This is a genomic window from Methylorubrum thiocyanatum (assembly GCA_014138645.1).
Taxonomy (GTDB): Bacteria; Pseudomonadota; Alphaproteobacteria; order Rhizobiales; family Beijerinckiaceae; genus Methylobacterium; species Methylobacterium thiocyanatum.
Genome location: JACJIB010000003.1, coordinates 492801 through 518804 on the forward strand (window position 1 = coordinate 492801; position 26004 = coordinate 518804).

Below are 26004 nucleotides of genomic sequence, written 5' to 3' on the forward strand. Positions count from 1 at the left end.
CCTTTCTGTACCTATCGGTCAACTGCGGACCGATCGGTACAGAAACTTTCTGAGGGACGCAACGCCGAGTGAGCCTTCCGCAGTGATGGCCCTTCGCTGCGCGAGGCCATCGGACTGGGCGGTCGCCGATGCAGACGCTTACAATCCGAGCCGCGCCCAGGCCGCCCGCTCCTCCACCGCCGCGATCAGCGCGTCGGGTAGGCCGGCTGCGGTCTGGCCCGGGCCGGCGCGGCGAAGAAGCCGGGCGAGCCAGGTGCCGCGGTTCTCGGCCACGAGCCGCAAATCCACCTTCTCGCCGTAGCGGGCGCGCAGGGTGGTCCGCAGGTCGCCGAGCGCGTCGACGAGGCCGAGTTCGAGCGCCTGCCGCCCGGTCCAGACCGCGCCGGTGAACAGGTCGCGGCTCGCGTCGAGCCCCGGCCGGCGTTCGCGCACGAGCCCGGTGAAGAGCGCCTGCACGTCGGCCTGGATCTCCTTCAGCCGGACGATGTCCTGCGGATTCTCCGGGCGGAACGGGTCCAGCATCGCCTTGGCCTCGCCCTGGGTATGGACGCGCCGCTCGATGCCGATGCGCTCGATCAGCCGATCGAAGCCGAAGCCGGCCGACACCACGCCGATGGAGCCGACGAGCGAGGCGGGATCGGCGACGATCTCGTCGGCGGCGCAGGCGATCATGTAGCCGCCGGAGGCCGCGGCATCCTCGACGAAGGCGAAGACCCTGACCTCCTTCTCCGCCGCCAGCGCGCGGATGCGCCGGTAGATCAGGTGCGACTGCACCGGTGAGCCGCCGGGCGAGTTGACGACGAGCGCGACGGCCGAAAGGCCCGGCATCGAGAAGGCCCGTTCAAGGCTCGGCGCCACCGTGGCGATGGAGAGGCCGGGCCGGATCGGCGAGACGGCGCCGATCGCCCCGCTCAAGCGCACCACGGCGACCCGCGCCACGGTCTTGCGGAAGCGGCGCGGCAGGAGGGCACGCATCCAGTTCGGGACGGTCAGCGGCATGGCGGCCTTGTTCGAGGCCGCGCCGGGGCACGGCCTAACGGAAGGATGGATCGGACTTCCGTTAGCAGGACGCCGCCGGCCGATCCATCGGGGCCGGGGGCGCGGACGCGATCACGAGGCCGCGGGCTTCCGCAACCGGCCGCGGCACCGAAGCGTTGCTTTTGGACAAGCCGAGGACGCGTGTCTCGGCATGGCGGGGTCGTGGACCGTCCGCGCGGCCCATCGGACGGAACGGAAGGAAATCCTGCCCGATGCGTGTCCTAAGTTTGGTCATCCTGGCGTTCGGGATGCTCGGCGGCCTCGCCGGCCTGACCGCCACCGCGAACGCCGCCCCGATCCCCATCGCCCCGGTCGCCGGCAGCAGCGCCGACGCGCCCCTGCTCGCTCAGGTTCACTGGTACGGCCGCCGCCACTATCGCCGGGCCTATTGGCGCCCGCGACCCTATTATCGCCGGGTCTACTGGCGCCCGCGGCCCTATTATCGCCGCGTCTACTGGCGTCCTCGGCCCTATTATCGTCGGGCCTACTGGGGTCCGCGCCATTATTATCGCCGGCCGTACTGGCGCGCCCGCTACGGCCATCGCCCGCATTTCTATCGCCCGTGGTCCTGAGGGCGCCTTGAACGGCAGCGAGGGGAGCCCGGCGGGCTCCCTTTTTCATCACTCACGCCGCCGGCCAGGGGGCACCCCGATGCAGCGCCTCGGCCTCCGGGGTGAAGCGCCCGGCCTCGTCCTGAAGCACCAACGGCGGCAGCAACTGACACGGCGCGCGGCTGCCCTTCACGGCAGCGATCAGCACGCGGATCGCCGGCCGGTCGCTCCGGGCGTGGACGGGGCGGACGGCGCAGTCGCCGAAGCGTCCGCGCAGGGCGTCGAGGCAGGTGGGCAGGGCGTCGGCCCGGTGGATCAGGCCGAGCCGTCCGCCGGGGCGCAGCAGGTCGGCGCAGGTTCTGAGCCAGAGGTCGAGTCCGCCGGCCGCGAAGGCATGCGCCGAGGCCTTCTGAGGGACGGGGGAGGGGCGGTGCCCGCCCGCCTCGAAGAAGGGCGGATTGGTGAGCACGATGTCGGCGCAGCCCGCTTCCAGGCCCGCCGCCCGGCGCTGCGCCCCCGGCGCCAGGACATCCGCCTCGATCACCGCAACGCGCTCAGCGAGGCCGTTCGACGATGCGTTCTCCCGCGCCAGCGCGGCGAGATCGGGATCGCGCTCCACCAGCACCACGCGGCACGCCCCCGACATCCGTGCCGCCGCGAGCCCGACCGCGCCGGTGGAGGCACCGAGATCGTAGAGCGTGTCGCCCGGAGCGGGAGCGAGCAGACGGGCGAGCAGCACGGCATCGGTGCCGGCGCGATGCGCGCCGCGGGGCGGCTGGCGCAGCCGGAGGCGCCCTCCAAGGAAGGCGTCCGGCTCAGCACTCATGCTCAGCACTCATCGCGCAATTCGGCGGACAGGCCCGCATCGATCAGGATACGGCGGGCCTGCCGAGCATGATCGTCGGGCACCAGCAGGCGGCGGCCGAACATGCCGATCGATCCTTCCAGCGCGCTCATATGCTCGTCGGCGACGAAGAGCGGCACGCCCGCCTCTTCGAGGAGCGAGCGGGCGAAGCCGATCAGAACGATGTCGTTGCTACGGATCAGTTCCTTCACGGCATCCTCACCCTTCGGCGATCCCCCGCGGCCGGGAGGGCGGCACCGCGCTCCTAGCGCATCGTGCTGGCACGATGCGCTAGGATTCTGTTTTTGCATCATCTTTTTCCGAAAGCCGGAAACCACCTTTCGGGCTGATGCTCTAGCATTCTCCACGTCCTTGCGCAGCCGTGCGGCACGGGCGTGTGTTGCCCTGCAGCCGGCCCCGTGCGACAGGGGCAGCCGCGGGGCAGGGGTTCCGGCAGGATGCCGGTCGAGAGTTTTCCGGAGGCATCGCGCTTGGGCGTCGTCGTTACCCTCGATGAAGGCCGCTCCGATCCGGAGGCCAGCCTCACCGATCTCGTCCGCCTCGTCGCGGACGGGATGGAGCGGGTGAACGCGACGATCCTGTCGCGCACGGGCTCCGACGTGGCGATGATCCCCGAGGTCGCCAACCATCTCATCGCGTCTGGCGGCAAGCGCCTGCGCCCGATCCTGACGCTGGCCTGCGCCGATCTGTGCGGCTACGGCAGCGGCGACGGCGCGGTGAAGCTCGCCGCCGCCGTCGAGTTCATGCACACCGCGACCCTCCTCCACGACGACGTGGTGGACGAGAGCGACATGCGCCGCGGACGCGTCGCCGCCCGCATCAAGTGGGGCAACGAGGCGAGCGTCCTCGTCGGCGACTTCCTGCTCGGTCAGGCCTTCCGCATGATGGTCGAGGTGGGCTCGCTCCGCGCCCTCGACATCCTGTCCGCGGCGGCCACCGTCATCGCCGAGGGCGAGGTGATGCAGCTCACCGCCGCCAAGAACACCGAGACGAGCGAGGACGAGTACCTCGCCGTGATCCGCGGCAAGACCGCGGAGCTGTTCGCGGCGGCCTGCGAGGTCGGGCCGGTGCTGAGCCAGCGGCCGGAAGCCGAGCAGGCGGCCTGCCGCGCCTACGGCATGAATCTTGGCATCGCCTTCCAGCTCATCGACGACGTGCTCGATTACGGCGGCACCAGCGCGGCGCTCGGCAAGAATGTCGGCGACGATTTCCGCGAGGGTAAGATCACCCTGCCGATCGTGCTGGCGCTGCGCCGCGGCTCGGACGAGGAGCGCGCCTTCTGGCGCCGCACCCTGGAACGCGAGGATCTCGGCGAGGGCGACCTCGAACAGGCGCTCGCGATCCTGCGCCGCCATCGCGCGCTCGAAGAGACGATCGAGCGGGCGCAGCATTACGGAGCCATGGCCCGCGAGGCGCTCGCGCCTTTCCCCAACGGGCCGATGAAGTCCGCGCTGTTGCAGGTCGTGGATTTCTGCATCGCCCGGGCGCACTGACGCGCCCGCGGCCTGGCCGCCTCAGGCAAGCCGCGTCGGCTCGACCCACCAGCCCGGCTGCGCGGCGCGGACCGCGCCCGCGGCCGACTGCGCCGCCGCCGTGTCGGAGAAGATCGCGAACACGGTCGCGCCCGAGCCCGACATCCGCGCCAGTCGGCAGCCGCCCTGCGCCCGCAGCAGCGCCAGCGCCTCACCGATGACGGGGGCGACGGTGAGCGCGGGCGCTTCCAGATCGTTGCGCGCGGGGGCGATCACGCCGAGGACGGCGTCGGCATCGAGGCCTGCGGCGACGCTCGGGTGTTCGGCCCCGTCGAGGCGCTGACCGACCGCGAGACCGAGCGCCTTGAACACCGGCGCAGTCGAGACCGGCACGCCCGGATTGACCAGCACCGCCGGCAGGGGCGCGAGTTCGAGCACGGGCCCGATCTCCTCGCCCGCGCCGCGCATCATCCGCGCCCGCGGATCGAGGCAGACCGGCACGTCGGCCCCCGTGGCGCGGGCGGCGGCGATGACGGCCGGGTGGTCGAGGGCGAGGGCGTTCAGTTCAGCGAGCAGCCGCAGGGCGGCCGCCGCATCCGACGAGCCGCCGCCGATCCCGGCCGCCACGGGCAGTTGCTTGTGAAGCCGGAACGCACCGAGCCTGAGCCCGTCAACGCCCGCGGCGAGGTGGCGGGCGGCGCGCAGGACGAGGTTGTCGTCGAGCGGCCCCGCCGGGCCGGCGGTCGGGCCGAAGACTTCCAGCGCAAGGTCACGGCCGGGCAGCAGTTCGAGCGTGTCGGCCACCTCGGCGAAGGCCACGAGGCTTTCGAGCGCATGATACCCGTCGCCGGGCCGGCGCCCGAGCACGTGGAGGGTCAGGTTGATCTTGGCCGGCGCGCGGGTGGTGAGCAGGGACACGAAGGCTCTCGGCCGAAGGGGCAGGGGATGCACCCTGCCTTAGGCGGCGCGTCTCGAACGGGCAAGGCGGGAGCACTCTTAGGGAAGGGCGACGAAGTCCATTGTCGTCCGCTCCTGCGCGGCTATCATAACTTTCGATGATCGACGCATCCGCAGCAGGCGCATCGGAGCGCGAACTCCAACGGCTCCTCGTCGCCATACAGTCACGCCTGTCTCCGCGCGCCGTCTGGCTGTTCGGAAGCCGTGCCAGGGGCGATCATCGCCCGGACAGCGATTGGGATCTCGTCGTCGCACTTCCCGACGATGCCCCCGAGGCCGACTTGGATCCAATTCTGGGTTGGTCGATCCGGCAGGATGCAGGCGTTCCGGCCACCATCCTCACGGCGCGGGAGAGCGAGCTGAGCGAGAGCTGGCGATGCCCGAACACACTCGGCTACGCTCTGGCGCGGGAGGGTCGCAGGGTCGATGTCCAAAGGCCGTAAGATCGCCGCTTGCCTGGAATTGGCGGAAGGCTGCGCACACGACGCCCGCCTGCTGATCGGCGCCGCTTCACGCAACGCCGCCTATCTGGCCTCTCAGGCCGCGAAGCACATCATCACGGCCGTCGCGACCTCCGAGGACATCCATATCGAGCGCAAGGATGCCCACCAGCTCGATACGATTATCCGCGGCGGCTTCCGCCGAAGCATCCCGATCATGCCATGCTGACATCGATCAGCTTTCTGGAAGCCTATTCCACCAGCTATCGCTACGGCACACCGACAGGCCGCGTCCCGATCTCGCCTCCGATGGATCGGGTGGCGGCAGCGCTCGAACGGATCGACACGCTCATCACCGAGCTACGGCGGCACTTCGACATAGACGAAGGCGGCGGGACCGCGCGCAACGTCGCTCCCCGCCGCTGAATGCTCTCAGCCGTTACTTCCCCGGCTTCTTGTCCGCCGCACCCGGCGGCTCGCTCGGCGCGGGCGCGCCCTTCGGCAGTTCCGGGTTCTCCGGGTTGTGCGGCGCCGCCACGGGGGCGGGCACGGCCTGGGCCGGATCCTGGGTCGGCGGGTTCTCGGCCGTGGCCGTCGGCTTGTCCGGCTCGGGCAAGCCGTCCTTGAGCTTGGCGTTGATCTTGGCGAGATCGTCCGGCTCGGGATTCAGGTCCTTGGCGTGCTGCCACTGGAACTTGCCCTCGAGCCGGCGGCCGGTGCGCCAATAGGCGTCGCCGAGATGGTCGTTGATGGTCGGATCGCCCGGCTTCAGCTCGACCGCCTTCTCCAGCTCACGCACCGCGTCGTCCCAGCGGCCGAGGCGGAAGTAAGCCCAGCCGAGGCTGTCGATGATCATGCCGTCGCGCGGCGAGAGATCGACGGCCTGCTTCAGCATCGTGAAGCTCTCGTCGATGTTCATGTTCCGATCGACCCAGGAATAGGCGAGGTAGTTGAGCACCTGCGCCTTGGCGTTCGGCTGCGTCGGCGGCACGAGGTTGAGCGCCTTCTTGAGGTCGGCCTCGGCCTTCTGCCACTCGCCGGCCCGCTCGTAGGCGGTGCCGCGGAAGTAGAACAGCGTCCAGTTGTTGGCCTCGCGGCCCGGCTCGATCAGGTTGATCGCGCGGGTATAGGTCTCGGTCGCCTCGGTGAATTTCTTCCGGGCGCGCTGCACGTTGCCGAGTGCCGAGATCACGTCGATGTTGTCGGGATGGGCCTTGAGCACCGCGTCGAGGTGCTGGAGCGCCTCGTCGCCGCGGCCGAGCTGTTCGAGATTGAGGCCGATCTGGATGTCGGCGTTGAGCTTGAGCGGCGAGGAGGCCGGGATCTGCGCGTAGGCCTCGTTCGAGCGCTCGGTCTGCTTCATGCGGTCGAGCGTGTCGGCAAGCGTCAGCCGGGCCACGGCGTGCTCGGGAGCGAGGTAGAGGGCGAGCCGCAGGTAGACCACCGCCGGAAGCTCGTCGCCCTGGGTCGAGCCGGCCGAGCCGAGGCCGTAGAGGACTTCCGCCGCACCCTCCTGAGCGGAGGCGATCAGCGGTGTGAGGGGCTTGCCGGCCTTGAGCTTGTCGAGGGCGTCCACCACGAGGGGATGGCGCGGCATCACCTTCTCGAACTCGCTATAGGCGTCGATGGCCAGATCGGTGCGACCGATGCCGGCCTCGAAGCGGGCATAGCCGTCGACGATCCGCAGGGTGTTATGGTCGGCGTCGTAGGCCGCCTTCAGCTTGCGCTCGGCCTCCGCCCGGTCGCCGATGACCGAGGCGATCAGGCCTGCATGGTAGTCACGGAAGACGTTGAAGTAGCGCTCGCCGCGCAGGCGGTTCAGCGTCTCGTAGGCGCGCTTGCCGTCGCCCGCGCCGGCATAGGCCCAGGCCGTGAGCAGTGTCCCGGTGAGGTCGGCAGCCGCGCCCCGGCCACTGCGGCCGAAGCTCTGGCGGGCGGGACCGTACTGTCCGGCCTTGAGCTGGCGCACGCCGAGCGCCAGCTGGGCGAGGCCGTTCGAGCTTTCCCGCGTGGCGAGCCGCTCGGCGGCACGGAACGCGTCGGTCATCGCGCCGTCGGCGAGCAGCGACACGAAGGCGCGCTCGAGGAGTTCGGCGTTGCGCGGGTCGCCCTTCACCGCCTCGCGGTAGAAGCTCGCGGCGGCCGCCGTGTCCTTCGAGGCGCCGGCGATATAGGCGGAGAGGAAGTTGCCTTCGAGCGATTCCGCCGGCTCGTACTCGGAGAGCGGCGAGGATTCCCGCGGCTGCATGGCCGCCGCCGGCAGAGTGCCGAGACCGGTCGAAGCGAGCAGCAGGGTGAGCGCGGTGGCGCTCCGGCGGGCGGCGTATCCGAACATGGGCACCAGTCACGGCTCCTTCGCGGGACCGGCGGACGGGGTTTCCTCCGGCCGGCTCCGGTTTGGCGGGGGACACTGAACTCTTCCCGCCACGTCCGCAAGGCGAAAGGATGGCGCGGGGGAGGCCCGCCAAGGTCTCGATTCTGGGGCCCGATTCTAGGGCTCGCTCGTGCGCCCCTGTTCAGGGGGCTTCGCCGATCTCGGCGCGGGCATCCTCCACGAGTTGCGCGAGGCCGGCATCGACCTCCGCCCCGAGCAGGGCGCGCTCGGCCGCCGTCAGATCTCTGGCCCAGGCTCCGCTGCCGAAGCCTTCCTGGCAGCGCGCCCGCTCGGCCTCGATGAAGGCCTGGGTTTCCTCCGGACGGGCCCGCATCGCCTGTACGAAGCCGAACCACGCCGTACGCTCGACCACGGCGAGGCGGGCGCGCAGCCGCATCTCGACGGCGCGGACCGGATCGACCGTTTCTTCCTCCGCCATCGCCCTCTCCTAGCGTTCTTTTCGCTGCTCGCAGCGGGTCTTCACGTAGGTGTTGGTATCCCCGCCGTGGCCCGCGCTCGCGGCGAGCACCGGCCCCTGGATCAGGCATTCCTGAAGCGTATGGGCCGGCCCGATGATCACGTCGAGAGCGGTCTCGCGGGAGCAATCGGGCATCTGAACGCTGGACGCGCAGATCAGGGCGACGACGAGGATGGAGTTCATGGGGCCGGCCTCCCCGCCGGGATTGCGTCTTGATGTTCGGAGCCTGTCGCGGTTCCGGCGGCCCGTGGAGACCGGCGAGGAAGCGTAGTCCGCGCTTCCCCCCGGCTGAAACCGTACATCATCCCGAAAGGCTGCCCTGAGCCGATGCGTCACAGCAGCCCGGTCAGGTCCGCACCCCGGTCGAGTTCGGTCGGGGAGGGTACGCGCTCCTCGCCAAGGAGGTGGAGGAAGGCGGTGAACTCGGCGTTGCGGCCGATGCTGCAGGCCGCCACCGCCCGCTCGTCCTTGACGTAGAAGGCGATGAAATCGAGCGCGTCGGCATCGCCGCGCAGGATGATGCGGTCGAAGCCGGGGGCGTAACCGCCGTAATCGAGCCGCTTCTCGCCCTGGTTGCTCCAGAAGAACGGCGTCTCCTTGAAGGGCTTGGCCTCGCCCAGGATCGCCCGGGCGACGTGCATGCCGTGTTGCTGGGCGAGCCGCCAGTGCTCGATCCGAGCGCGCGTTCCGCTGCCGTGCTCGGGAAAGGCGGCGATGTCGCCGGCGATCCAGACATTCGGCGCGAGAGCGAGGTCCGATCCGACCGCGAGGCCGCCATCCTCGCGCGGCGCGACGCCGGCGATCAGGTCGGTCTCCGGCGCGGCGCCGGCACCGATCAGCACGAGGTCGGCCTCGATCTCCCCGCCCTCCTTCAACGCGACGGCGCGCACCGCGCCCTCGCCGACGATCCGGGCCACCTCACCTTGCCGGAAGGTGACGCCGTTGCCGGCATGGAAGCGCTTGAGCCCGCCGGCCACCGCCTCGCCGAAGCGCTTGGCGAGCGGAAATTCCTCCCGCGCGAGCACGGTCACGGTGCGCCCGCGCTTGGTCAGGAAGGCGGCGGCCTCCAAACCGATGAAGCCGCCGCCGACCACGACGATCCGCCGGGCCGTCTCGGCGCGTTCGCTCAGATCGACCGCGTCGTCGAGGCTGCGCAGGGTCAGCACGCCGTCGAGGCCGGCACCGGGGAAGTCGGGCACCACGGCGCGGCTGCCGGTGGCGATGAGCAGGGCGTCGCCCGAGAGGCTCCGTCCATCCTCCAGCGTGACGCTACGTTCGGCCGGATCGATGCGGGTGGCGCGGCCCTGCACCGCCTCGATCCCGTGGGCGGCGTAGAAATCCGGTTCCAGCAGGGCCTTCTCCGGCGGGGTCGGCTTCGCCAGGAAGTTCTTCGAGAGCATCGGCCGGTCGTAGGGCGGATGCCCTTCACGGCCGATCATCGTGATCTGGCCGGAAAACCCCTCGCGGCGCAGGGTGGTGACGGCGGCGACCGCGGCGGCGCCGGTCCCGATCACGACGAGATGGTCGATCTTGGAGGGACACCGGGGCGTGTCCGCCGCAATCGGCTCCAGCCGCGCCACCGCCTCCTCGCCCTCGATGCGGACAGGATAGCGCTTCAGGCTCTCCAGGGCCGGCGGTTCGAGGAGAGCGCCGTCGGCGATGGAGAAGGCCGCCTTGTGCCAGGGGCAGTAGACCCGCTTGCCGCACAGCACGCCCTTGGCGAGCGGCGCGCCGTAATGCGGGCATTTCGCCTGGAAGGCGCGCACGCTGTCCCCGTCCCGCACGAACAGGGCCGCCTCGTCCCCCGCCTTGCCCTCGGCCATGCCGCCCAGCGGGATGTCCTCGAGCCTGATCCTGATCTCGCCGGCCGCCATGTAGGATGTCCTCACGCCTGTCTCGAACGGTTCCAGCCGACAAGTCGCGACCGGCGGCGAGGTTGCAGGAGCCCGCGAAGTCCTTGGTCGACCACGCGATTTCACCGGCCTTGAGAGGCTGCCCCAAAAAAGTCGCAAGAGGGTCCTGTCTTCGCGTGGATCGGACAAGGTCGTGACCGGCGTTCTAACAGGGAGGCGGCAATGTCTTTCGAGATCGTTCTGACGCAATCCGCGCAGGAAATCGCCGAGCGAAGCGGTGTTCTTCCAGTTCTCGAACAACGCGCGCGGGGCGAAATCGCTGAACTACCGGGTGAGGGGCTCGAAGAACTCGAGCGCCGCCTGTTTCATGCTTTCGCGCTCGACGACGGCACGGAAGTGATCTGCTCGCTGACGGCCGACGGCGCCGTACGGGTCGATGCCTGCGAGGCCGAAGCCGCAGCCTGAACCCCTCTCGCGGAACCGTGAACGGCGGGACCGGATTGCTCCTCCCGCTTGGAGTGCCACACGAAGCGCCGGCCTTCCGGCCACCGCCTCCCGCGGGGGCGAGGGCGGGGCGGCGTTTCGTCAGCGGCACATCCCCACGTCCGTCAGGAGGAGACATGGCCCAGGACACCGTCGGCATCGAAGCCGACTTCGCGAGCCGCGAGGCTGCCCACGCCGCCAAGGCCCGGCTTGTGCGCGCGGGGTTTGCCCGCAACAGCATCGACATCGAGCGCGATGGCGACACCTACATCGTGCATCTGCCGACCCAGGAAGCGAACCGGCGGCGCGCCGAGCGCATCCTGAAGGGACGCGCCATGATCGAGAGCGCCAAGAGCACCGGCTGGGCCGCCGCCGACACCCTCGGCAGCAACCGCCTGCTCACCCTCGGCCTCGCGGCGCTGGCCGGCTTCGCGCTCTACGGGCTGGCCAACCGGCGCTGACGCGCCCTGCGCCCTGCGGGACCGCGCGCCGATCCAGCAGGGCGCCCAGAGCATCGGCCCGAAAGGTGGCTGCCGGCTTTCGGCAAGAGGCGATGCGAAAACAAAAGGCTAGAGCATCGTCCCGGATCCGGTATCCGGGACGATGCTCTAGCGTGCCTCGAAGAAGCGGTTGCCGGGCCGTTCGAGGCCGAGATGCTCGCGCAGGGTCGTGCCCTCGTAGGCGGTGCGGAACAGGCCGCGGCGCTGCAGTTCCGGCACCACGCCGGCGCAGAAGTCGTCGAGCCCCTCGGGCACGAAAGGAAACATCACGTTGAAGCCGTCGCAGGCTTCGCCCGCGAGCCATTCCCCCATCCGGTCGGCGATCTGCTCCGGCGTGCCGATGAAGGTGAGGCCGCCATAGCCGCCGACGCGGCGCGCCAGCTCCCGCACGGTCGCCCCGGTGCGGCGGGCATAGTCGACGATCTGGGCCTGACCGCTCTTGCTCGCATTCGATTCCGGAATCTCGGGCAACGGCGCGTCGAGGTCGAAGCCGGTGGCGTCCGTGCCGAGGCGGACGGAGAGGTTGGCGAGCCCGCTCTCGACCGGCACCAGCGCGTCGAGGCGCGCCTTCTTGGCCTTGGCCTCCTCCTCCGTGCCGCCGACCACGACGAAGGCGCCGGGCAGGATCTTCAGGGCGTCGCGGGACCGGCCCACCGCCGCCATCCGGCCCTTCACATCGGCGTAGAATGTCTGGCCGGCCTCCAGCGAGGAGGCCGAGCCGAACACCATCTCAGCGGTCTCCGCCGCGATCTGGCGCCCGGCCTCGGAGGCGCCTGCCTGCACGATCACCGGCCAGCCCTGAACCGGGCGCGCCACGTTGAGCGGCCCCTTCACCTTCAGGAACTCGCCCCGATGATCCAGGGTGTGGAGCTTGTCAGGATCGAAGAACAGCCCCTGCTCGACATCGCGCAAGAACGCATCATCCGCCCACGAGTCCCACAGGCCGGTGACAACTTCGAAAAACTCGCGGGCGCGGGCGTAGCGGGTGGCGTGGTCGAGATGCGCGTCGCGGCCGAAGTTCAGCGCCTCGTCCGGGTTGCCGGAGGTGACGAGGTTCCAGCCGGCGCGGCCCCGCGAGATGTGATCGAGCGAGGCGAACTTGCGGGCGACATGGTAGGGCTCGTTATACGTGGTCGAGGCGGTGGCGATCAGCCCGATCCGCTCCGTCACCATGGCGAGCGCCGGCAGCAGCGTCAGCGGGTCGAAGGAGGTGACGGTCGCCGAGCGCTTCAGCGCCTCCATCGGCATGTTCATCACCGCCAGATGGTCGGCCATGAAGAAGGCGTCGAACTTGGCCGCCTCCAGGGTGCGGGCGAAGCGCACGAGGTGGTCGAGGTTGAAGTTCGCATCCGGAAAGCCGCCGGGATAGCGCCACCACGCGGTGTGGATGCCGATCGGGCGCATGAAGGCGCCAAGATGGAGTTGTTTCCGAGGCTCGCTCAACAGAATCCTCCGGCCCGCTCGCGCCTGCGCTGCCGCCAATCAGGCGCGCTTCGCGAGGCCCCAGGATGGCGGAGGCGGCCTAGGATTGCACCTCCCCCGCCCGTAATGTCCGGCCCGCAGACAGCCGGGGAGAAGCAAGCATGGCCGGAGCGAGCGTCACGCAGGACGTGCCCTATCGCGCCCTCAACGGCTGGCTGGCGCTCGGCCTTGCCATCCCCTGCCTCGCTCTGGCGGCCCTGACCTTCCTCGGCGGCGGCGTGCTGGTGCTCGGCCGCGGCAGCGCCGGTTCGGTCTTCCTGCTCGTTTCCGCCGGGGCGCTGGCGGCCGGGATCGTGCTGCTCGCTGGGCTGATCACCCTGAAACCCCGGCAGGCGGCGGTGCTGACCCTATTCGGGCGCTATCACGGCACCATCGCCCGCGACGGCTTCTGGTGGCGCAACCCGCTCACCGCGGTGGCGAAGGTCTCGCTCGCCACCGAGGCGCAGGAGACCAAGATCATCACCGTCAACGACCTGATGGGCAATCCGATCACCATCGCGGCGGCCGCGATCTGGCGGGTGCAGGATGCCGCGCGCGCCACCTTCGACGTCGGCAGCTACCACGAATTCGTCTCGCTTCAGGCGGAGGCGGCCCTGCGCAACATCGCCTCGACCCGGCCCTACGACCACGACGAGGCGGAGAATGTCGGCGAGGAGGCGGGCGACGCCAAGCGCCGGCTCGCGGAGAAGGCCACCCGCGTCGCCTCGCTGCGGGCCGACCGCGACGCGATCCATGCCGACCTCATCGCGGAGCTGGGCCAGCGCGTGGCGCTCGCGGGCGTGGTGGTGGAGGACGTGCGGATCACGCATCTCGCCTACGCGCCCGAGATCGCCGGCGCGATGCTCAAGCGCCAGCAGGCCGGCGCCATCATCGCGGCCCGCCGCCAGATCGTGGAGGGCGCGGTCGCCATCGTACGCGACACGATCCGCCGCCTGGAGCAGCCGGAGGACGGCCATTCCGGTATCGTCTTCGACGATCAGGGCCGCGCCAGCATGGCGCAGAACATGCTGATCATGATCGTGGGCGATCGCGAGGCGACGCCCGTGGTGAGCGTGGGCACCAAGCCGTAAGCCGTCGCCCACCGATCCCGCCCCCGAGACTGACCGGATCGGCGCGATGTTTGATCTCGGCAGCGGGCGGCAACCTTGCTCAGAGGGACTTCGTCGAGCATGGGGCAGGACAAAGCGGTTCTTCGTCACTTCGTGCAGGACGCGATCCGGCTGCTCAGACCGGTCTGGCCGCTGGTGGCCGTTGCGACGGCGCTCGGTTCGGTCGGCGGCCTCGCCACCGCGGCCGCCTTGGCCAAGATCAACGAGGCCTTCTACGGCGAGGGCGGGCTCGCCGACGGCGTGCTGCTGGTGTTTGCCGGGTTCGCGGCCCTGAGCGTGATCGGCACCTTCGCGGCCAGCCTCGGCAACGCCTATGCGGGCGGGCGCATCCAGGCGGCCCTGAGTTGCGACCTCACCGACAAGATCCTCACCGCGCCGATCGAGCGGCTCGAGCGCCTCGGCAAGCACAAGCTGCTCGCCTCGCTCCAGGGTGACGTCAGCACCATCTTCACGGCCATCGCGTTTCTCTCGCCGATCGTGGTCGCCGGTGGGACGCTGATCGGCTGCGGCACCTACATGCTCATCCTGTCACCCGCCCTCTCGGCGGTGACGGCAACGGTCCTGATCCTCGAAAGCCTCGGCGCGAACATCCTGCGCCGGAACATGCTTCGGTACTTCGAGGACGTGCGCAAGAACCGCGAGGCGACCCAGAAGCACTACCTCACCCTGACCGAGGCGGCGAAGGAACTGCGCATCGGCCGCGAACGTCGGCTTCATCTTCGCAACGTCGCACTCCGGGACTGCATCGAGCAGGGACGCCGCCTGACGACGCGGATCGCCGTCATCCAGCAATCGCTGTCGATGCTGAGCCAATCGACCAACTTCCTGCTGTTCGCCGGCCTCATCGCCTACAAGATCCTGGCCGGCATCAGCGGCGCCGAACTCTCCGGCTTCGTGCTCGTGCTACTCTACATCCAGACGCCGATCGCGCAGCTGATCCACTTCGTGCCGTTGATCGGACAGGCCCAGGTGGCCTACCGGCGCATCGCCGAGTTCGCGGAGGAGGGGGCCGAGGCGGAAGCCGGCCTCCTCTCGGCCCGACCTCCGGAGCCGCCCCGCCGCATCCGCGCGATCACCCTTCGCGGCGTGAGCCACGGCTTCCCGGCAGCGGACGATCGGGCGCCCTTCACCCTCGGCCCGATCGACCTGACGATCCGGGCCGGCGAGATCCTGTTCATCGTCGGCGAGAACGGCTCGGGCAAGACGACGCTGATCAAGCTGCTGCTCGGCCTCTACCCGCCGCAAACGGGAGAGATCCTGCTCGACGGCGTTGCGGTGACGGCGCAGACCCGCGACACCTACCGCCAGCACTTCTCGGCGATCTTCTTCGACTACCACCTGTTCGACGAGCTGATCCCGGCCGACGGCGCCGGCCCGGAGTCCGCCCGGCCGTTGCTGGAACGGCTCGATCTCGCCGGGAAGGTCGGTATCGCCGAGGGCCGCTTTTCCACCACCGATCTCTCGACCGGCCAGCGCAAGCGCCTCGCCCTGGTGCAGGCCGCCCTCGAAGGGCGCCCGGTCCTCGTGCTCGACGAGTGGGCGGCGGAGCAGGATCCGACCTTCCGGCGGCGGTTCTACGAGGAGTTGCTGCCGGACCTGCGTCGCAGCGGACGAACGCTCGTCGTCATCAGCCACGACGACCGCTATTTCGACGCCGCCGACCGGGTCCTGCACTTGGCGGAAGGGCGGGTCGTGAGGCTCACGGAGAGGGCAAGCGCGACGGCCGAGCCGGTCTGACCGGGCAGCGGAATGGGTCACTACCCGATGCGGTCGACCCCAGACTGATGCCAGCGGCAGCACGAGGCCGGATTCCTGATCCGCGCCCGTTGCCGGTCCGACATCCTGGCATGGCGCGGCGTGAGTGGTGTACACATAGCGCGTACGCCAACTGCCTCAGGTGCCGGAATGAGCGACGCGAAGCCGGACAGCATAGCGGAACCGCAGCGGCTCGGGGTGCGCGAGTTTCGCGGCAAGATGGCGGACTTCCTGCGTCAGGTTCAGGAAGGACAGTCGTTCCTCATCACGTCTCGCGACGAGGTTCTCGCCGAGCTTCGTCCGCCTGCACCCCGAACTCGCTCCGGACGCCAGCCGGGAGCCCTACGCGGCCGGATCCGCATGGCTGCGGACTTCGACGCGATGCCGCCCGACCTTCTCGCGGCAATGGAGAGCGAGGCGGAGTGAGGCTCCTCCTCGATACACACGCCCTGCTCTGGTGGCTGAGCGATGACCCGCGGCTGGAACAGCGGGCGCGAACTCTGATCGCCGATCCGGATACCACCGTCCTGGCCAGCGCCGTCTCCCTCTGGGAGATCGTCGTCAAGGTTCGGATCGGAAAGCTCGAAGCCGACATCGATGCGATCGTGAAGACGATCGAACAGCAGGGCTTCACGACCCTGCCAATTGATCCGTCCCACCTCGCAACGCTGGCCGGCCTTCAACGTCTGCCGGACCATCGCGACCCGTTCGATCATCTGCTCATCGCGCAAGCCATCGCAGAAGGCGCGACGCTGGTGTCCGAGGATCGCAACATGCCGCGTTATCCGGTTCTCCTCCTTGCCTGCTCAGATGCACCGGGCTGACCGGCTGCTCGCGCATATCCAGGCGATCTTCGTTCGCCCGCCGCGATGCCAGTCCGGATCAGATGTCCAGTTCCGTCCCGTCCGCGAACGCCGCCCGCTCGGTGATGAAGGCGAAGCGGGCCTCGGGCTTGTTGCCCATCAGGCGTTCCACCGTGTCGCCGGTCGATTCCCGCGCCTCGTCGAGGACCGCGACGCGCAGCAATGTGCGCTTCTTCGGGTCCATCGTCGTCTCCTTCAACTGCGCCGGCATCATCTCGCCGAGGCCCTTGAAGCGGCCGATCTCGACCTTGCCGTTCTTGAACACGGTCTTGATGATCCGCTCCTTGTCGGCGTCGTCGCGGGCATAGGCCGACTTCGCGCCCTGGCTGATCCGGTAGAGCGGCGGGATCGCCAGATAGAGATGCCCCTTGTCGATCAGCTTGGGCATCTGCCGGTAGAAGAACGTGATCAGGAGCGAGGCGATGTGGGCGCCGTCCACGTCCGCGTCGGTCATGATGATGACCCGGTCGTAGCGCAGATCCCCCTCGCGGAAGTTGGCGCCGGTGCCGCAGCCGAGCGCCAGCGTCAGGTCCGAGATGAGCTGGTTGGCGCCGAGCTTGTCGCGGCTGGCCGACGCCACGTTCAGGATCTTTCCACGCAGCGGGAGCACCGCCTGGGTGGCGCGGTCGCGCGCCTGCTTGGCGGAGCCGCCGGCCGAGTCACCCTCGACGATGAAGATCTCCGAGCCCGCCGTGCCGGCCGCCGAGCAGTCGGCGAGCTTGCCGGGCAGACGCAGCTTGCGCGTCGCCGACTTGCGGGCGACCTCCTTCTCCTGGCGGCGGCGCAGGCGCTCCTCTGCCCGGTCGATCACCCAATCGAGCAGCTTGTTGGCCTGGGCGGGCGAGGCGGCGAGCCAGTGGTCGAAGGCGTCGCGCACCGCCGTCTCGACGATCCGGGAGGCCTCCACCGTGGCGAGCTTGTCCTTGGTCTGCCCCTGGAATTCCGGCTCGCGGATGAAGACCGAGAGCATCGAGGCACAGGTCGCCATCACGTCGTCGGTGGTCACCGACGTCATGCGCTTGGCCTGGTTCACCCGCTCGGCATGCTCGCGCAAAGCGCGCAGCAGGGCGACGCGCAGGCCGGATTCGTGGGTGCCGCCCTCCGGCGTCGGGATCGTGTTGCAGTAGGAATGCGAGACGCCGTCATCGGCAACCGTCCAGGCCACCGCCCATTCGAGCGAGCCGTGCGAGCCGGGCTTCGTCACCTTGCCTGAGAAGATCGCGTCGAGGACGAGCTCCTTCCCCTCGATGTCGCGGGCGAGGTAGTCGGACAGGCCGCCGGGGAAGCGGTGCACCGCCTCGGCCGGCACATCCTCCAGTCCTTCGAGCAGGGCCGGCGCACAGCGCCAGCGGATCTCGACGCCGCCGAACAGATAGGCCTTGGAGCGGGCCATCTTGAACAGGCGGCGGGGATCGAACTTCAGTGAGCCGAAGATCTGCGCGTCGGGATGGAAGCGCACCCGCGTGCCGCGCCGGTTCTGCACTCGGCCGAGCGTTTCCAGCGGACCCTGCGCATGGCCGCGGGAGAAGGTCTGGCGGTAGAGGGTCTGGTTGCGGGCGACCTCGACCTCCAGTACGTCCGAGAGCGCGTTGACCACCGAGATGCCGACGCCGTGCAGGCCGCCGGAGGTCTCGTAGACCTTCGAATCGAACTTCCCGCCCGCGTGCAGCGTGGTCATGATGACCTCGAGCGCGGACTTGCCCGGAAATTTCGGGTGCGGATCGACGGGGATGCCGCGGCCGTTATCGGTGACGACGAGGGCGCCCGTCTCCTCCAGCTCCACCTCGATGAAGCTCGCGTGACCCGCGACCGCCTCGTCCATGGAGTTGTCGATCACCTCGGCGAAGAGGTGGTGCAGCGCGCGCTCATCGGTGCCGCCGATATACATGCCGGGCCGGCGCCGCACCGGCTCCAGCCCCTCCAGCACCTCGATCGCCGAAGCGTCGTAGCCGGCCTCCGCCATCTCGGGCGCGGGCGCAGGCTGTGGCGCCGAAGGGGAGGCGACAGGCGTGAGGCGACGGCGGCGCTCGGCCTCCGCAGCGGGAGGCTTGCTTCCTGGTCCGAACAGGTCGCGTGCCGGATCGCTCACGCGACGGCTCCTCGAATCGGGTCGGAGACGGGCTGCATGGCTCTTCATACCCTCGTTGTACAGGAACAAACAGGAAACAAAAAGCCTCCCGTCCGCTTCCGCCGGTCGCAGTATCACGGCAGCCGGCCGTGTTCGGAGCCCGGCCGCCGCGGGGTGGCCGACGCGATGTCATCTCATTGATGCGGGCCGATGGTTAAGACGGCCTCACGAAGCCTGTTTCGGGCGGCAATCCTGCGGCGGAAACAGGGCAGCGAAACGTTGAGGGGGCGCAGCCCAGGATGGCCACGGGAACAGAGGATGGTTTCCGGACGTTAACTCAGCAAGCTCAGCTTGACCGTAAGGGAGCCACGCCGATGACCCCCGCCGCCACCCAAGCGCGTCACATCTCCCTCCTGCGCCTGGAACAGGCCGCAGGCCAGGCCTTCGGTTACGCCGACGAGCCGGAGCCGGTCGCCCCCCGCTCCGCGATCCTCTTCTCGTCATCGGGCTTTGCTATCGCCACCGTGGCGACGGCGGTCGCGGCCACCATCACCTATCTCGTCTGAGTCAGCCGCTCTCCGAGGGAGCCGTCAAGCCGCCGCGGGCATCGCGCAGAGGCGGATGTCCCGCGCCAGGGCATCGACCCGCGCCGGGTCCGAGTCCCAGGCGAACATGAAGCGGGACGCTCCGCCGATGAAGCCGTAGAACTGCCAGCCGCGGGCGCGCAGTGCCTCTTGGACCGCTGCAGGCAGGTTCAGGAACACGCCGTTGGCCTCGACCGGGGCGGCAAGCGAAACCGCCGGAACGTCGGCAATCCCCTGAACGAGGCGTCGGGCGCAGGCATTGGCGTGGCGGGCGTTGCCGAGCCACGCTCCGCTCTCCAGCATGCCGACCCAGGGGGCCGAGAGATAGCGCATCTTCGAGGCGAGCTGGCCCGCCTGCTTGCAGCGATAGTCGAAATCCTCGGCCAGCCGACGGTCGAAGAAGATCACCGCCTCACCCACGGCCATGCCGTTCTTCGTGCCGCCGAAGCAGAGCACGTCGACGCCGGCCTTCCAGGTCAATTCGGCCGGCGCGGCATCGAGCGAGGCGCAGGCATTGGCGAAGCGGGCGCCGTCCATATGCAGGCGCAGGCCCGCGGCACGGCAGACGGCGGAAATCGCCGCGATCTCCTCGGGCGTGTAGACGCGGCCCGTCTCCGTCGCCTGCGTCAGCGTCACCGCCCGCGGCTTCGGGAAATGGATGTCGCTGCGCTTGCCGGCGATCGCCCGCACGAGGTCGGGGGTGAGCTTCCCGTCCTCCGTCGCCGCGGTGAGCAGCTTGGAGCCGTTGGAGAAGAATTCCGGCGCGCCGCATTCGTCGGTCTCTACATGCGCCGAGTCGGCGCAGATCACGCTGTGGTAGGATTGGCAGAGCGAGGCCAGCGCCAGTGAGTTGGCCGCCGTGCCGTTGAAGACGAAGAACACCTCGCAATCGGTCTCGAACAACCGGCGAAACCCGTCTGCCGCGGCCTGCGTCCAGGAATCGGCGCCGTAGGCGGGGGCGTGGCCGGCATTGGCCGCCTGCATCGCCTCAAGGGCCTCCGGGCAGATCCCGGCATAGTTGTCGCTGGCGAATTGCTGCTCGGCCACGGCGCGCTCCGCTTCATCGGGCAAAAACGGACGAAGCCGGACGATGGAGATCGCCCGGCCCGCCACAATGAACCTTCACGTTTTAGGCGAGGCGTGCGCCGCTCTTCAACCACCTGCGAGAAGGGGCTGACCCGCGCTCCCGTCAGGCGGCGGCGAGCGCCATCGACATCGATTCCTTCTTCATCAGCTCGCGATAGAACCCGTCGAGATGGGTGAGTTTCTCCGGCGAGCCGTCCTGGACGATCTTGCCGCCCTCCAGCACCACGATCCGATCGAAGTCCTTCAGCGTCGAGAGCCGGTGGGCGATGGCGATGACGGTGCGTCCCTTCATCAGGTTGGCGAGCGCGGCGCGGATCGCCTCCTCGGACTCGGCGTCCAGCGCCGAGGTGGCCTCGTCGAGGAGCAGGATCGGCGAATCCTTCAGGATCGCGCGAGCGATGGCGATGCGCTGGCGCTGGCCGCCGGAGAGCTTCACGCCGCGGTCGCCGACGATGGTGTCGAAGCCCTCCGGCAGGGCCTGGATGAAGTCGGTGCAGTGCGCGGCCTCGGCCGCCTTCCACACCTCCTCGTCGGTCGCGTCGGGCCGGCCGTAGCGGATGTTCTCGCGCAATGAGCGGTGGAACATCGACACGTCCTGCGGCACCACCGTGATCGCCTCGCGCAAGCTCTCCTGCGTGACGCGGTTGATGTCCTGGCCGTTGATGAGGATGCGCCCGCCCTGCACCTCGTAGAAGCGCTGGATCAGCGAGAACAGGGTCGACTTGCCGCCGCCGGACTTGCCGACGAGGCCGACGGTCTGCCCTGGCGGGATCAGCAGGTCGAAGTCGGAGAATACGGTGCGCCCGTCCGGATAGCTGAACGCGACGTGGTCGAAATGCATCTCGGCGCCGGTGTGGCCGACGAGCGTCTCCGCTTCCGGGTGATCGACGAGTTCGTGCGGCTGCAGCAGGGTGTGCAGCGCCTCCGACAGGCGGGCGGTGTGCTGGGTCGCGTCCACCAGCGCCACGGCGAGGTCGCGCGTCGCGGCGAGGATGCGGATGCCCAGCGTGCAGACCAGCACCACCTGACCGGTGGTGGCCTGGCCGGCCTCCCACATCTTGATCGACCAGTAGAGCAGGCCGAGGATCGAGAGCACGGTGAGGATGGCGTGGGTGATGCGCAGCTTCTCGAGGTAGAGCAGCGAGGAGCGCCGCGCCCGCATCTCGGTGCCGATGGTGCCGTCGAAGCGCACGAATTCGCGGTTGAAGGCGGAGAAGGCGCGCACCAGCGGCATGTTGCCGACGAGATCGACCATCTCGCCATCGACGCTGGCGGCCTTGGCCGCGAAGTCGTGGTGCAGCGGCTTGCCGGCGGAGGCCATCTTGAACATCAGCAGCACGACGGCGGCGAAGATGCCGGCGAGCACGAGCGCCATCGTCATGTTCACGGTGCCGATGTAGATGATCGACAGCGTGGCCGCCACGCAGGGCGGCATCACGTTGAACGTGAACATGTTCTCGACGGTGAAGATCGCGTTCGAGGTCGCGGTGATGCGCGAGGCCAGCGTGCCCGGCTGCCGGTCGGCGAAGAACGAGGGCGCGTGGCCCGTCATGTGGCGGAACAGATCGCGGCGGATATCGCCGGTGACGCCGACGAAGGTGAATGCGCCGACCAGAGCCGCGACGCGCCAGAGCATGTTGTCGGCGGCGATGAAGGCGATGAGCAGCGCGAGCGCCGACCAGACCTGCCCCGCGCTCGGCCCCTTGCCGAGGGCATCGACCACGCCCTTCAGGGCATAGTCGGTCGAGACCGAGAAGGTCACGGCGCCGAGTACGGAGAACAGGATGACGAGGTGCGGAATGATCCGGCGCTTGAGGTAGCGCCCGACGAAGGCCCCCGGTCTGTTGGCGTATTGGCAGAGATCTTCCATCGTGATCGTCAGTCCCGATTCGATCAGACCCGCTGGGCGCCGATTGTGGCTGGAGGGCGCACAGGGCACCCGTTAACCGCAACGCGAAGCGTCGCCTTATGTTTCAAGCGCGCGCAGCTTTCCGCCGCATAGCATGGCGAAGATGAACCGGGCTTGAGCGAAGGTGCGGCGCAAAACGGATTCCAACCCGCTCGGCCGCCCCAGGTCAAGACGGGTCCCGCGCCTCGTCCCCGTCTTGCCGCCGCGTCTCCGGCATGATCAGCAGCACGAGGGCGAGCCCGGCGGCACCGACGACAGCGAGGCCCAGGAACGCGGTGCGGCTGCCGAGTTCGTCGGCCATGAAGCCCGCCAGCGCCGTGGAGAGGGCGGCGCCGATACCCATGCCGGTGCCGACCGCGCCGAGCGCGGTGTTGAAGCGGCCGGTGCCGCGGGTGACGTCGGAGACGATCAGCGGGACCATGACGCCGAGGACGGAGGCCGAAATTCCGTCGAAGACCTGGATCGCGACCATCCAGTAGGGATCGCTGACGAAGGCGAAGAGCAGTCCGCGGACGGGCAAGGCCGCGAAGCCGATCACGAGGAGCGGCTTGCGCCCCCAGCTCTGGGCGAGGCGCCCGACGAAGGGGGCGGTGAGGGCGAGGACGGCCTGCGGGACCATGATGCAGGCGGCCACCAGAGCCGTGGCGGTCTCGCTGGCGCGCAGGGTCATCACGCTCCCCACCAGCGGCAGCATCGCGGCGTTGGCGAGGAAGAACAGCACCATGCAGGCGGCGAAGCACAGCAGAGCCCGGTTCTTGAGGAGCACCGCGACGCCGCCGGCCTCGCGCGGCTCCGGCTCGCGAACCGCCGGCCGCGGCTTGCCGGCTTCCGTGGCACGGCCGGACGGAATGAACGACAGCGAGACAAGCGCCGGGATCACCAGCAGGCCGGCGAGGTAGAACACCGCGTTGTTCGACAGGTAGTAGCCGATGGCGCCCATGCCGGCGGCGCCGAGTGCGTTGCCGATCGCCGAGAAGCTGGCGTTGCGCCCCAGCCGCTCACCGGCCCGGGCGTGGCCCACGAGGCCGATGGAGATCGCGGCGATGGCCGGCGTCAGGACGCAGCTCGCCGCCGAGTGGATCGCCATGGCCAGCATGACGACGAGGTAGGTGGGCAGGGCCGCCAGCATCACCGCGCTCGCGCCGACCCAGAAGGCCGAGAAGCCGGCGGCGAAGCGCTTCGAGCGGGAGGCATCGACGAAGGCGCCGCCGGGCATCTGCCCGAGCAGGCTGACGAGGCTGCCGACGGTCAGGGCGAGGCCGATATCCGACTGCGTCCACTTCTGCTGGGTGAAGTAGACGGCGAGGAAGGGGCCGAACCCGGTCTGCAGATTAGCGATGAAGAACGTGAACGCGTCGAGGCCGTAGGTCGCCCGGCGGGACGGCCCGGCGGGGCCGGTCGCGGGCTCGCTCGGGCGGCCGGCGCGGCGTGCCGGGCGGGCGCCGGCCCGTTCGCGCAGGTCGCTGCGATGGATGTCGCGTTCGCGCGCGGGATACGCACGCCGTTCCGTCACCGGGATTGCCGTCATTTGTCCGGCGTCTTCTCCTGCGGCCGGTCGGGGGCCTTGTCGGACGGGACGGCGGCCTTCTCGGCCGTGGCGGAGGCATCGCTTTCCGGCTGGGCGGGAGCACTGCTGCCGACGGCGCCCGGGCTGGTGGCGCCGAGCACGACGATGGGCTCGCCGGACTTGTATTCCGGTGAGACGCGGACTTGGTTGCGGTTGAGCTGGAGCGTCAGGCGCCCGACCTTGCCCTCGGTGGTGAACTTCAGGACCCGCCAGTCGACGGCGATCTTGCGCGAGCCGACGCCGAGAAAGCCGCCGAAATCGATCACCGCGGCGCGGGGGCGGCCTTCGCGGTCGATGATGACGTCGATGATCCGGCCGAGGTCGTCGCCGTTCATGGCGCGCACGCTCTTCCCGAGCAGGCTCTCATAATCCTGGGTGTCGAGAACGACCGCCGGAGTTCCACCGCCTTGGGACGGCGCGACGGCGCCATTCGCCGGCGCAGCGGGTGGCGTCGCGGGGGCCGCGGCCGGCGGGGGAGCGGCGGCGGGCGGGGTCTCGCCCGAGGTGCCGGGGGAACCATCCGCGGCCATGGCCGCCGTGGCGAGGAGGACGATCGCCGGTGTCACGATCGGCCGGATCAGTCTGAGCACCCCTACACCTCTCGACAGTCTGCAAGATCCGCGTGCCGGCCGAACGAGCCGGCCAGCCTTGAACGTATGAAGCGGGCGGACGCATGGTCCATGCCCGGCAACCACGGCGAAGTTATGGATGGGTCCGGCCCCGCATGGCCGGGCCGCGCCATCCTCCGCCCGATTTCCCGCTCGGCTCTTCGCCGAGCCTTTCGGCAAACGCTTTGTCGAGCCTTTCGCCGGCAGGTTTTCGGCCGCCCTGTGCGGGGTCGGCCGCGATGCGCCGCCTGCGGGGTGGACACGGACCGCCGCCGTCTGGTTTTCGCCCAAACCCTGCCTTAGACGGGTGCAGGAGATCTTAACGATGCCGTCTCCGGGCCGGGCTCCTAGCCGGCCTTCCGGAGGCAATGGCCGGTACGAGGACAGGACTTTCATGCTCAACCCGTCGAGATTCTGCGCCGCGGCGCTTCTTGCGGCGAGCCTCGGCGGCTGCCAGGCCCTCGGCGGCGGCGGCGGGGTGATGCCGGAGACCGATCTCGGCCCGCCCCCCTCCGCCCGCGGCACGCTGCCCGGCCGCCCCCTGCGCAGCGCCCAGACCGATGACGACGGCCGGCCGCTGGCCGCGACGCCCACGCGCGCCCTGGAACTGCCGAAGAACATCCGCGGCGAGACCCGCACCGCCGATGACGGCCCGCGACGCATCCGCCGGGAAGAGATCGACGGCGAGCCGACCACACGCTCGAGCTCGGGCGGCCTCTCCCCGCAGATGGGCGCCAGCGGCAGCGTCGGCCTCGGCGGCAAGTTCTGAGGCAGGCGTCGCCCCGCTTCGCGCGATCGCTCAGGCGGTCGGCGCCTTACGGCCTCCCCAATGGTCGTCGAGGCGCCCGCCGTAACCGGGATCGTTGAACGGCTCCTCGCCGGGTCCGTGGGTCGGCGCGCCTTCGAGGTCGGCCGGGTCGATATCGACCACGTAGCCGCCGAGTTCGACCGAGTAGGTCAGCGCGTTCCACGGCAGGGGGTGATAGGCCTCGCCGAAGCCGAGGAAGCCGCCGAAGGACAGGACGGCATAGGCGACCTGTCCCGAGACCTTATCGACCATGAAATTGTAGACGCTGCCGAGATGGCGCCCGGTGCCGTCGTAGACCGGCGTGCCCTCGACCTTGTCCGAGGCGATCAGCCGGGGGGTCTCGTTGGTCGCCACGCCCGTGCCGGATGATGGGTCGAGTTCGAGCGTTCCCGGCTTACGATAGGCCCGCTCTTCGGGCAGATCCGTCGGCATCCACGTCTCCAGCTTGTCCCTAACAGGGCTGCGACCCTGGGCTCTTGCTTGAATGCGACGCGGCCGGCACGGTTCCCGCTCTATCGTCCGCCCGCCTCGGGTGCGGGCTCCGTGAACGGCCCCGCTCCCTCCGGCCGGCGCGAAAAAATCCCGCGAACGGTGGATTGGGCTGCGGAAAGGCCCGCTGATCTGTGGATGGACAGCGCAGCGGTGCTGTTCTCCACTTGGAACGGGCGCGGCACCGCTTAGTTGTTGCTCCTCAGTGCCCCAATGCCCCCAGGGGACCCCCTCGGGCTCGGGACACGAATCTGCCGGTCCGCAGGACGGAGGGAAACCATGGCTACCAAGACGACGGAGAAGAAGGCGGCTGCGCCCAAGAGCGCCGCGAAGAAGGAGACCGCCACCAAGGCTGCCTCCGGCACCAAGCCGAACGCGCTTCAGCAGCCCCTGAAGCCGTCTCCCGAACTCGCCGCCATCGTCGGCGACAAGCCCCTGCCGCGCGGCGAGGTCGTCAGCAAGGTGTGGGAGCACATCAAGAAGCACAACCTCCAGAACCCGGAGAACAAGCGCGAGATCGTCGCCGACGACAAGCTCAAGAAGATCTTCGGGAAGGACAAGTGCTCGATGTTCGAGATGAACAAGCATCTCGCCGCGCACCTGAAGTCCTGATCACGCGAGCCGTTCGCGGACCGTCCCTCGGAGTACGGAGCCGGTCAGGCCGG

29 protein-coding genes are annotated in these 26004 nt (G+C 69.5%); 14 read left to right on the plus strand and 15 right to left on the minus strand.

What is annotated here, in order from left to right:
* Positions 1–138: 138 nt before the first annotated feature.
* The gene (locus HNR51_RS09885; RefSeq protein ID WP_182554827.1) at positions 139–999 is read right to left on the minus strand and encodes a S49 family peptidase; all 861 of its coding nucleotides are present in this window, start codon (positions 997–999) and stop codon (positions 139–141) included.
* A 251-nt stretch (positions 1000–1250) separates the two neighbouring features.
* Here HNR51_RS09885 and HNR51_RS09890 point away from each other — a divergent pair, with 251 nt between their 5' ends.
* The gene (locus tag HNR51_RS09890) at positions 1251–1610 is read left to right on the plus strand and encodes a hypothetical protein (RefSeq protein WP_182554828.1); all 360 of its coding nucleotides are present in this window, start codon (positions 1251–1253) and stop codon (positions 1608–1610) included.
* Positions 1611–1662: 52 nt separating this feature from the next.
* On the opposite strand, the gene HNR51_RS09895 is transcribed toward HNR51_RS09890, so the two are convergent.
* Entirely contained in the window at positions 1663–2415 is a 753-nt protein-coding gene (locus tag HNR51_RS09895) for a tRNA1(Val) (adenine(37)-N6)-methyltransferase (RefSeq protein ID WP_182554829.1), read from the minus strand.
* Between the two features lie 2 nt (positions 2416–2417).
* Positions 2418–2645 (minus strand): putative signal transducing protein, encoded by a 228-nt coding sequence (locus tag HNR51_RS09900; RefSeq protein ID WP_141952048.1) that lies wholly within the window; start codon positions 2643–2645, stop codon positions 2418–2420.
* A gap of 279 nt (positions 2646–2924) precedes the next feature.
* Here HNR51_RS09900 and HNR51_RS09905 point away from each other — a divergent pair, with 279 nt between their 5' ends.
* A complete protein-coding gene (locus tag HNR51_RS09905) occupies positions 2925–3947 on the plus strand; it encodes a polyprenyl synthetase family protein (RefSeq protein WP_182554830.1) in 1023 nt (340 codons plus the stop codon).
* Between the two features lie 21 nt (positions 3948–3968).
* On the opposite strand, the gene HNR51_RS09910 is transcribed toward HNR51_RS09905, so the two are convergent.
* Positions 3969–4844 (minus strand): 4-(cytidine 5'-diphospho)-2-C-methyl-D-erythritol kinase, encoded by an 876-nt coding sequence (locus tag HNR51_RS09910; RefSeq protein ID WP_182554831.1) that lies wholly within the window; start codon positions 4842–4844, stop codon positions 3969–3971.
* A 137-nt stretch (positions 4845–4981) separates the two neighbouring features.
* Between HNR51_RS09910 and HNR51_RS26945 the strand changes: the two genes are divergently transcribed.
* The 3 genes from HNR51_RS26945 to HNR51_RS09925 are packed head-to-tail and all read left to right on the plus strand — an operon-like array spanning position 4982 to position 5749.
* Complete coding sequence (locus tag HNR51_RS26945; RefSeq protein ID WP_182554832.1) at positions 4982–5326, plus strand: nucleotidyltransferase domain-containing protein; 345 nt, start codon at positions 4982–4984, stop codon at positions 5324–5326.
* A 19-nt stretch (positions 5327–5345) separates the two neighbouring features.
* A complete protein-coding gene (locus tag HNR51_RS09920) occupies positions 5346–5552 on the plus strand; it encodes a hypothetical protein (protein ID WP_182554833.1) in 207 nt (68 codons plus the stop codon).
* Positions 5546–5749 (plus strand): hypothetical protein, encoded by a 204-nt coding sequence (locus HNR51_RS09925; protein ID WP_182554834.1) that lies wholly within the window; start codon positions 5546–5548, stop codon positions 5747–5749. The genes HNR51_RS09920 and HNR51_RS09925 overlap by 7 nt, the downstream gene beginning before the upstream one ends.
* A gap of 13 nt (positions 5750–5762) precedes the next feature.
* On the opposite strand, the gene HNR51_RS09930 is transcribed toward HNR51_RS09925, so the two are convergent.
* From HNR51_RS09930 to HNR51_RS09945, 4 genes are all read right to left on the minus strand, one after another.
* Positions 5763–7658 (minus strand): tetratricopeptide repeat protein, encoded by a 1896-nt coding sequence (locus HNR51_RS09930; RefSeq protein ID WP_182554991.1) that lies wholly within the window; start codon positions 7656–7658, stop codon positions 5763–5765.
* 181 nt (positions 7659–7839) lie between these two features.
* The gene (locus tag HNR51_RS09935) at positions 7840–8136 is read right to left on the minus strand and encodes a hypothetical protein (RefSeq protein WP_152277519.1); all 297 of its coding nucleotides are present in this window, start codon (positions 8134–8136) and stop codon (positions 7840–7842) included.
* Positions 8137–8145: 9 nt separating this feature from the next.
* Complete coding sequence (locus tag HNR51_RS09940; protein WP_012455175.1) at positions 8146–8358, minus strand: hypothetical protein; 213 nt, start codon at positions 8356–8358, stop codon at positions 8146–8148.
* Positions 8359–8507: 149 nt separating this feature from the next.
* Positions 8508–10064 (minus strand): FAD-dependent oxidoreductase, encoded by a 1557-nt coding sequence (locus HNR51_RS09945; RefSeq protein ID WP_239681666.1) that lies wholly within the window; start codon positions 10062–10064, stop codon positions 8508–8510.
* 186 nt (positions 10065–10250) lie between these two features.
* Between HNR51_RS09945 and HNR51_RS09950 the strand changes: the two genes are divergently transcribed.
* Together HNR51_RS09950 and HNR51_RS09955 are read left to right on the plus strand one after the other, a co-directional pair.
* Positions 10251–10493: a hypothetical protein gene (locus HNR51_RS09950; RefSeq protein WP_012455177.1), complete on the plus strand. Its 243-nt coding sequence runs from the start codon at positions 10251–10253 to the stop codon at positions 10491–10493.
* Between the two features lie 155 nt (positions 10494–10648).
* Positions 10649–10972 carry a hypothetical protein gene (locus HNR51_RS09955; RefSeq protein WP_012455178.1) on the plus strand — a complete coding sequence of 108 codons (324 nt, stop codon included), beginning with the start codon at positions 10649–10651 and terminating at the stop codon, positions 10970–10972.
* Between the two features lie 147 nt (positions 10973–11119).
* On the opposite strand, the gene HNR51_RS09960 is transcribed toward HNR51_RS09955, so the two are convergent.
* Entirely contained in the window at positions 11120–12454 is a 1335-nt protein-coding gene (locus HNR51_RS09960) for an LLM class flavin-dependent oxidoreductase (protein WP_182554835.1), read from the minus strand.
* A 140-nt stretch (positions 12455–12594) separates the two neighbouring features.
* Between HNR51_RS09960 and HNR51_RS09965 the strand changes: the two genes are divergently transcribed.
* From HNR51_RS09965 to HNR51_RS09980, 4 genes are all read left to right on the plus strand, one after another.
* Entirely contained in the window at positions 12595–13563 is a 969-nt protein-coding gene (locus tag HNR51_RS09965; protein WP_182554836.1) for an SPFH domain-containing protein, read from the plus strand.
* Between the two features lie 99 nt (positions 13564–13662).
* Positions 13663–15339, plus strand: a complete 1677-nt coding sequence (locus tag HNR51_RS09970; RefSeq protein WP_182554837.1) for a cyclic peptide export ABC transporter — start codon at positions 13663–13665, stop codon at positions 15337–15339.
* 168 nt (positions 15340–15507) lie between these two features.
* Positions 15508–15783, plus strand: coding sequence for a type II toxin-antitoxin system Phd/YefM family antitoxin (locus HNR51_RS09975; protein WP_012455182.1), 276 nt, complete (start codon positions 15508–15510; stop codon positions 15781–15783).
* Positions 15780–16181 carry a type II toxin-antitoxin system VapC family toxin gene (locus HNR51_RS09980; protein ID WP_012455183.1) on the plus strand — a complete coding sequence of 134 codons (402 nt, stop codon included), beginning with the start codon at positions 15780–15782 and terminating at the stop codon, positions 16179–16181. The genes HNR51_RS09975 and HNR51_RS09980 overlap by 4 nt, the downstream gene beginning before the upstream one ends.
* 58 nt (positions 16182–16239) lie before the next feature.
* Here HNR51_RS09980 and parE read toward each other — a convergent pair whose 3' ends face one another.
* Positions 16240–18309 carry a DNA topoisomerase IV subunit B gene (gene parE / locus HNR51_RS09985; RefSeq protein WP_063987117.1) on the minus strand — a complete coding sequence of 690 codons (2070 nt, stop codon included), beginning with the start codon at positions 18307–18309 and terminating at the stop codon, positions 16240–16242.
* Positions 18310–18662: 353 nt separating this feature from the next.
* Here parE and HNR51_RS09990 point away from each other — a divergent pair, with 353 nt between their 5' ends.
* A complete protein-coding gene (locus HNR51_RS09990) occupies positions 18663–18854 on the plus strand; it encodes a hypothetical protein (RefSeq protein WP_012455185.1) in 192 nt (63 codons plus the stop codon).
* 24 nt (positions 18855–18878) lie between these two features.
* On the opposite strand, the gene HNR51_RS09995 is transcribed toward HNR51_RS09990, so the two are convergent.
* The 4 genes from HNR51_RS09995 to HNR51_RS10010 form a co-directional block, all read right to left on the minus strand.
* Positions 18879–19919 carry a threonine aldolase family protein gene (locus HNR51_RS09995; protein ID WP_182554838.1) on the minus strand — a complete coding sequence of 347 codons (1041 nt, stop codon included), beginning with the start codon at positions 19917–19919 and terminating at the stop codon, positions 18879–18881.
* 142 nt (positions 19920–20061) lie between these two features.
* Entirely contained in the window at positions 20062–21828 is a 1767-nt protein-coding gene (locus HNR51_RS10000; RefSeq protein ID WP_182554839.1) for an ABC transporter ATP-binding protein, read from the minus strand.
* Positions 21829–22033: 205 nt separating this feature from the next.
* Entirely contained in the window at positions 22034–23395 is a 1362-nt protein-coding gene (locus HNR51_RS10005; RefSeq protein ID WP_182554840.1) for an MFS transporter, read from the minus strand.
* Positions 23392–24024: a PRC-barrel domain-containing protein gene (locus HNR51_RS10010; RefSeq protein WP_182554841.1), complete on the minus strand. Its 633-nt coding sequence runs from the start codon at positions 24022–24024 to the stop codon at positions 23392–23394. Before HNR51_RS10010 ends, HNR51_RS10005 begins: the two co-directional genes overlap by 4 nt.
* A gap of 412 nt (positions 24025–24436) precedes the next feature.
* Between HNR51_RS10010 and HNR51_RS10015 the strand changes: the two genes are divergently transcribed.
* Entirely contained in the window at positions 24437–24811 is a 375-nt protein-coding gene (locus HNR51_RS10015; RefSeq protein WP_012455190.1) for a hypothetical protein, read from the plus strand.
* 30 nt (positions 24812–24841) lie between these two features.
* Here the strand turns inward: HNR51_RS10015 and HNR51_RS10020 are convergent, their stop codons facing one another.
* Positions 24842–25282 (minus strand): PRC-barrel domain-containing protein, encoded by a 441-nt coding sequence (locus HNR51_RS10020; protein ID WP_182554842.1) that lies wholly within the window; start codon positions 25280–25282, stop codon positions 24842–24844.
* Positions 25283–25618: 336 nt separating this feature from the next.
* Between HNR51_RS10020 and HNR51_RS10025 the strand changes: the two genes are divergently transcribed.
* A complete protein-coding gene (locus HNR51_RS10025) occupies positions 25619–25951 on the plus strand; it encodes an SWIB/MDM2 domain-containing protein (protein ID WP_012455192.1) in 333 nt (110 codons plus the stop codon).
* Positions 25952–26004: the final 53 nt, after the last annotated feature.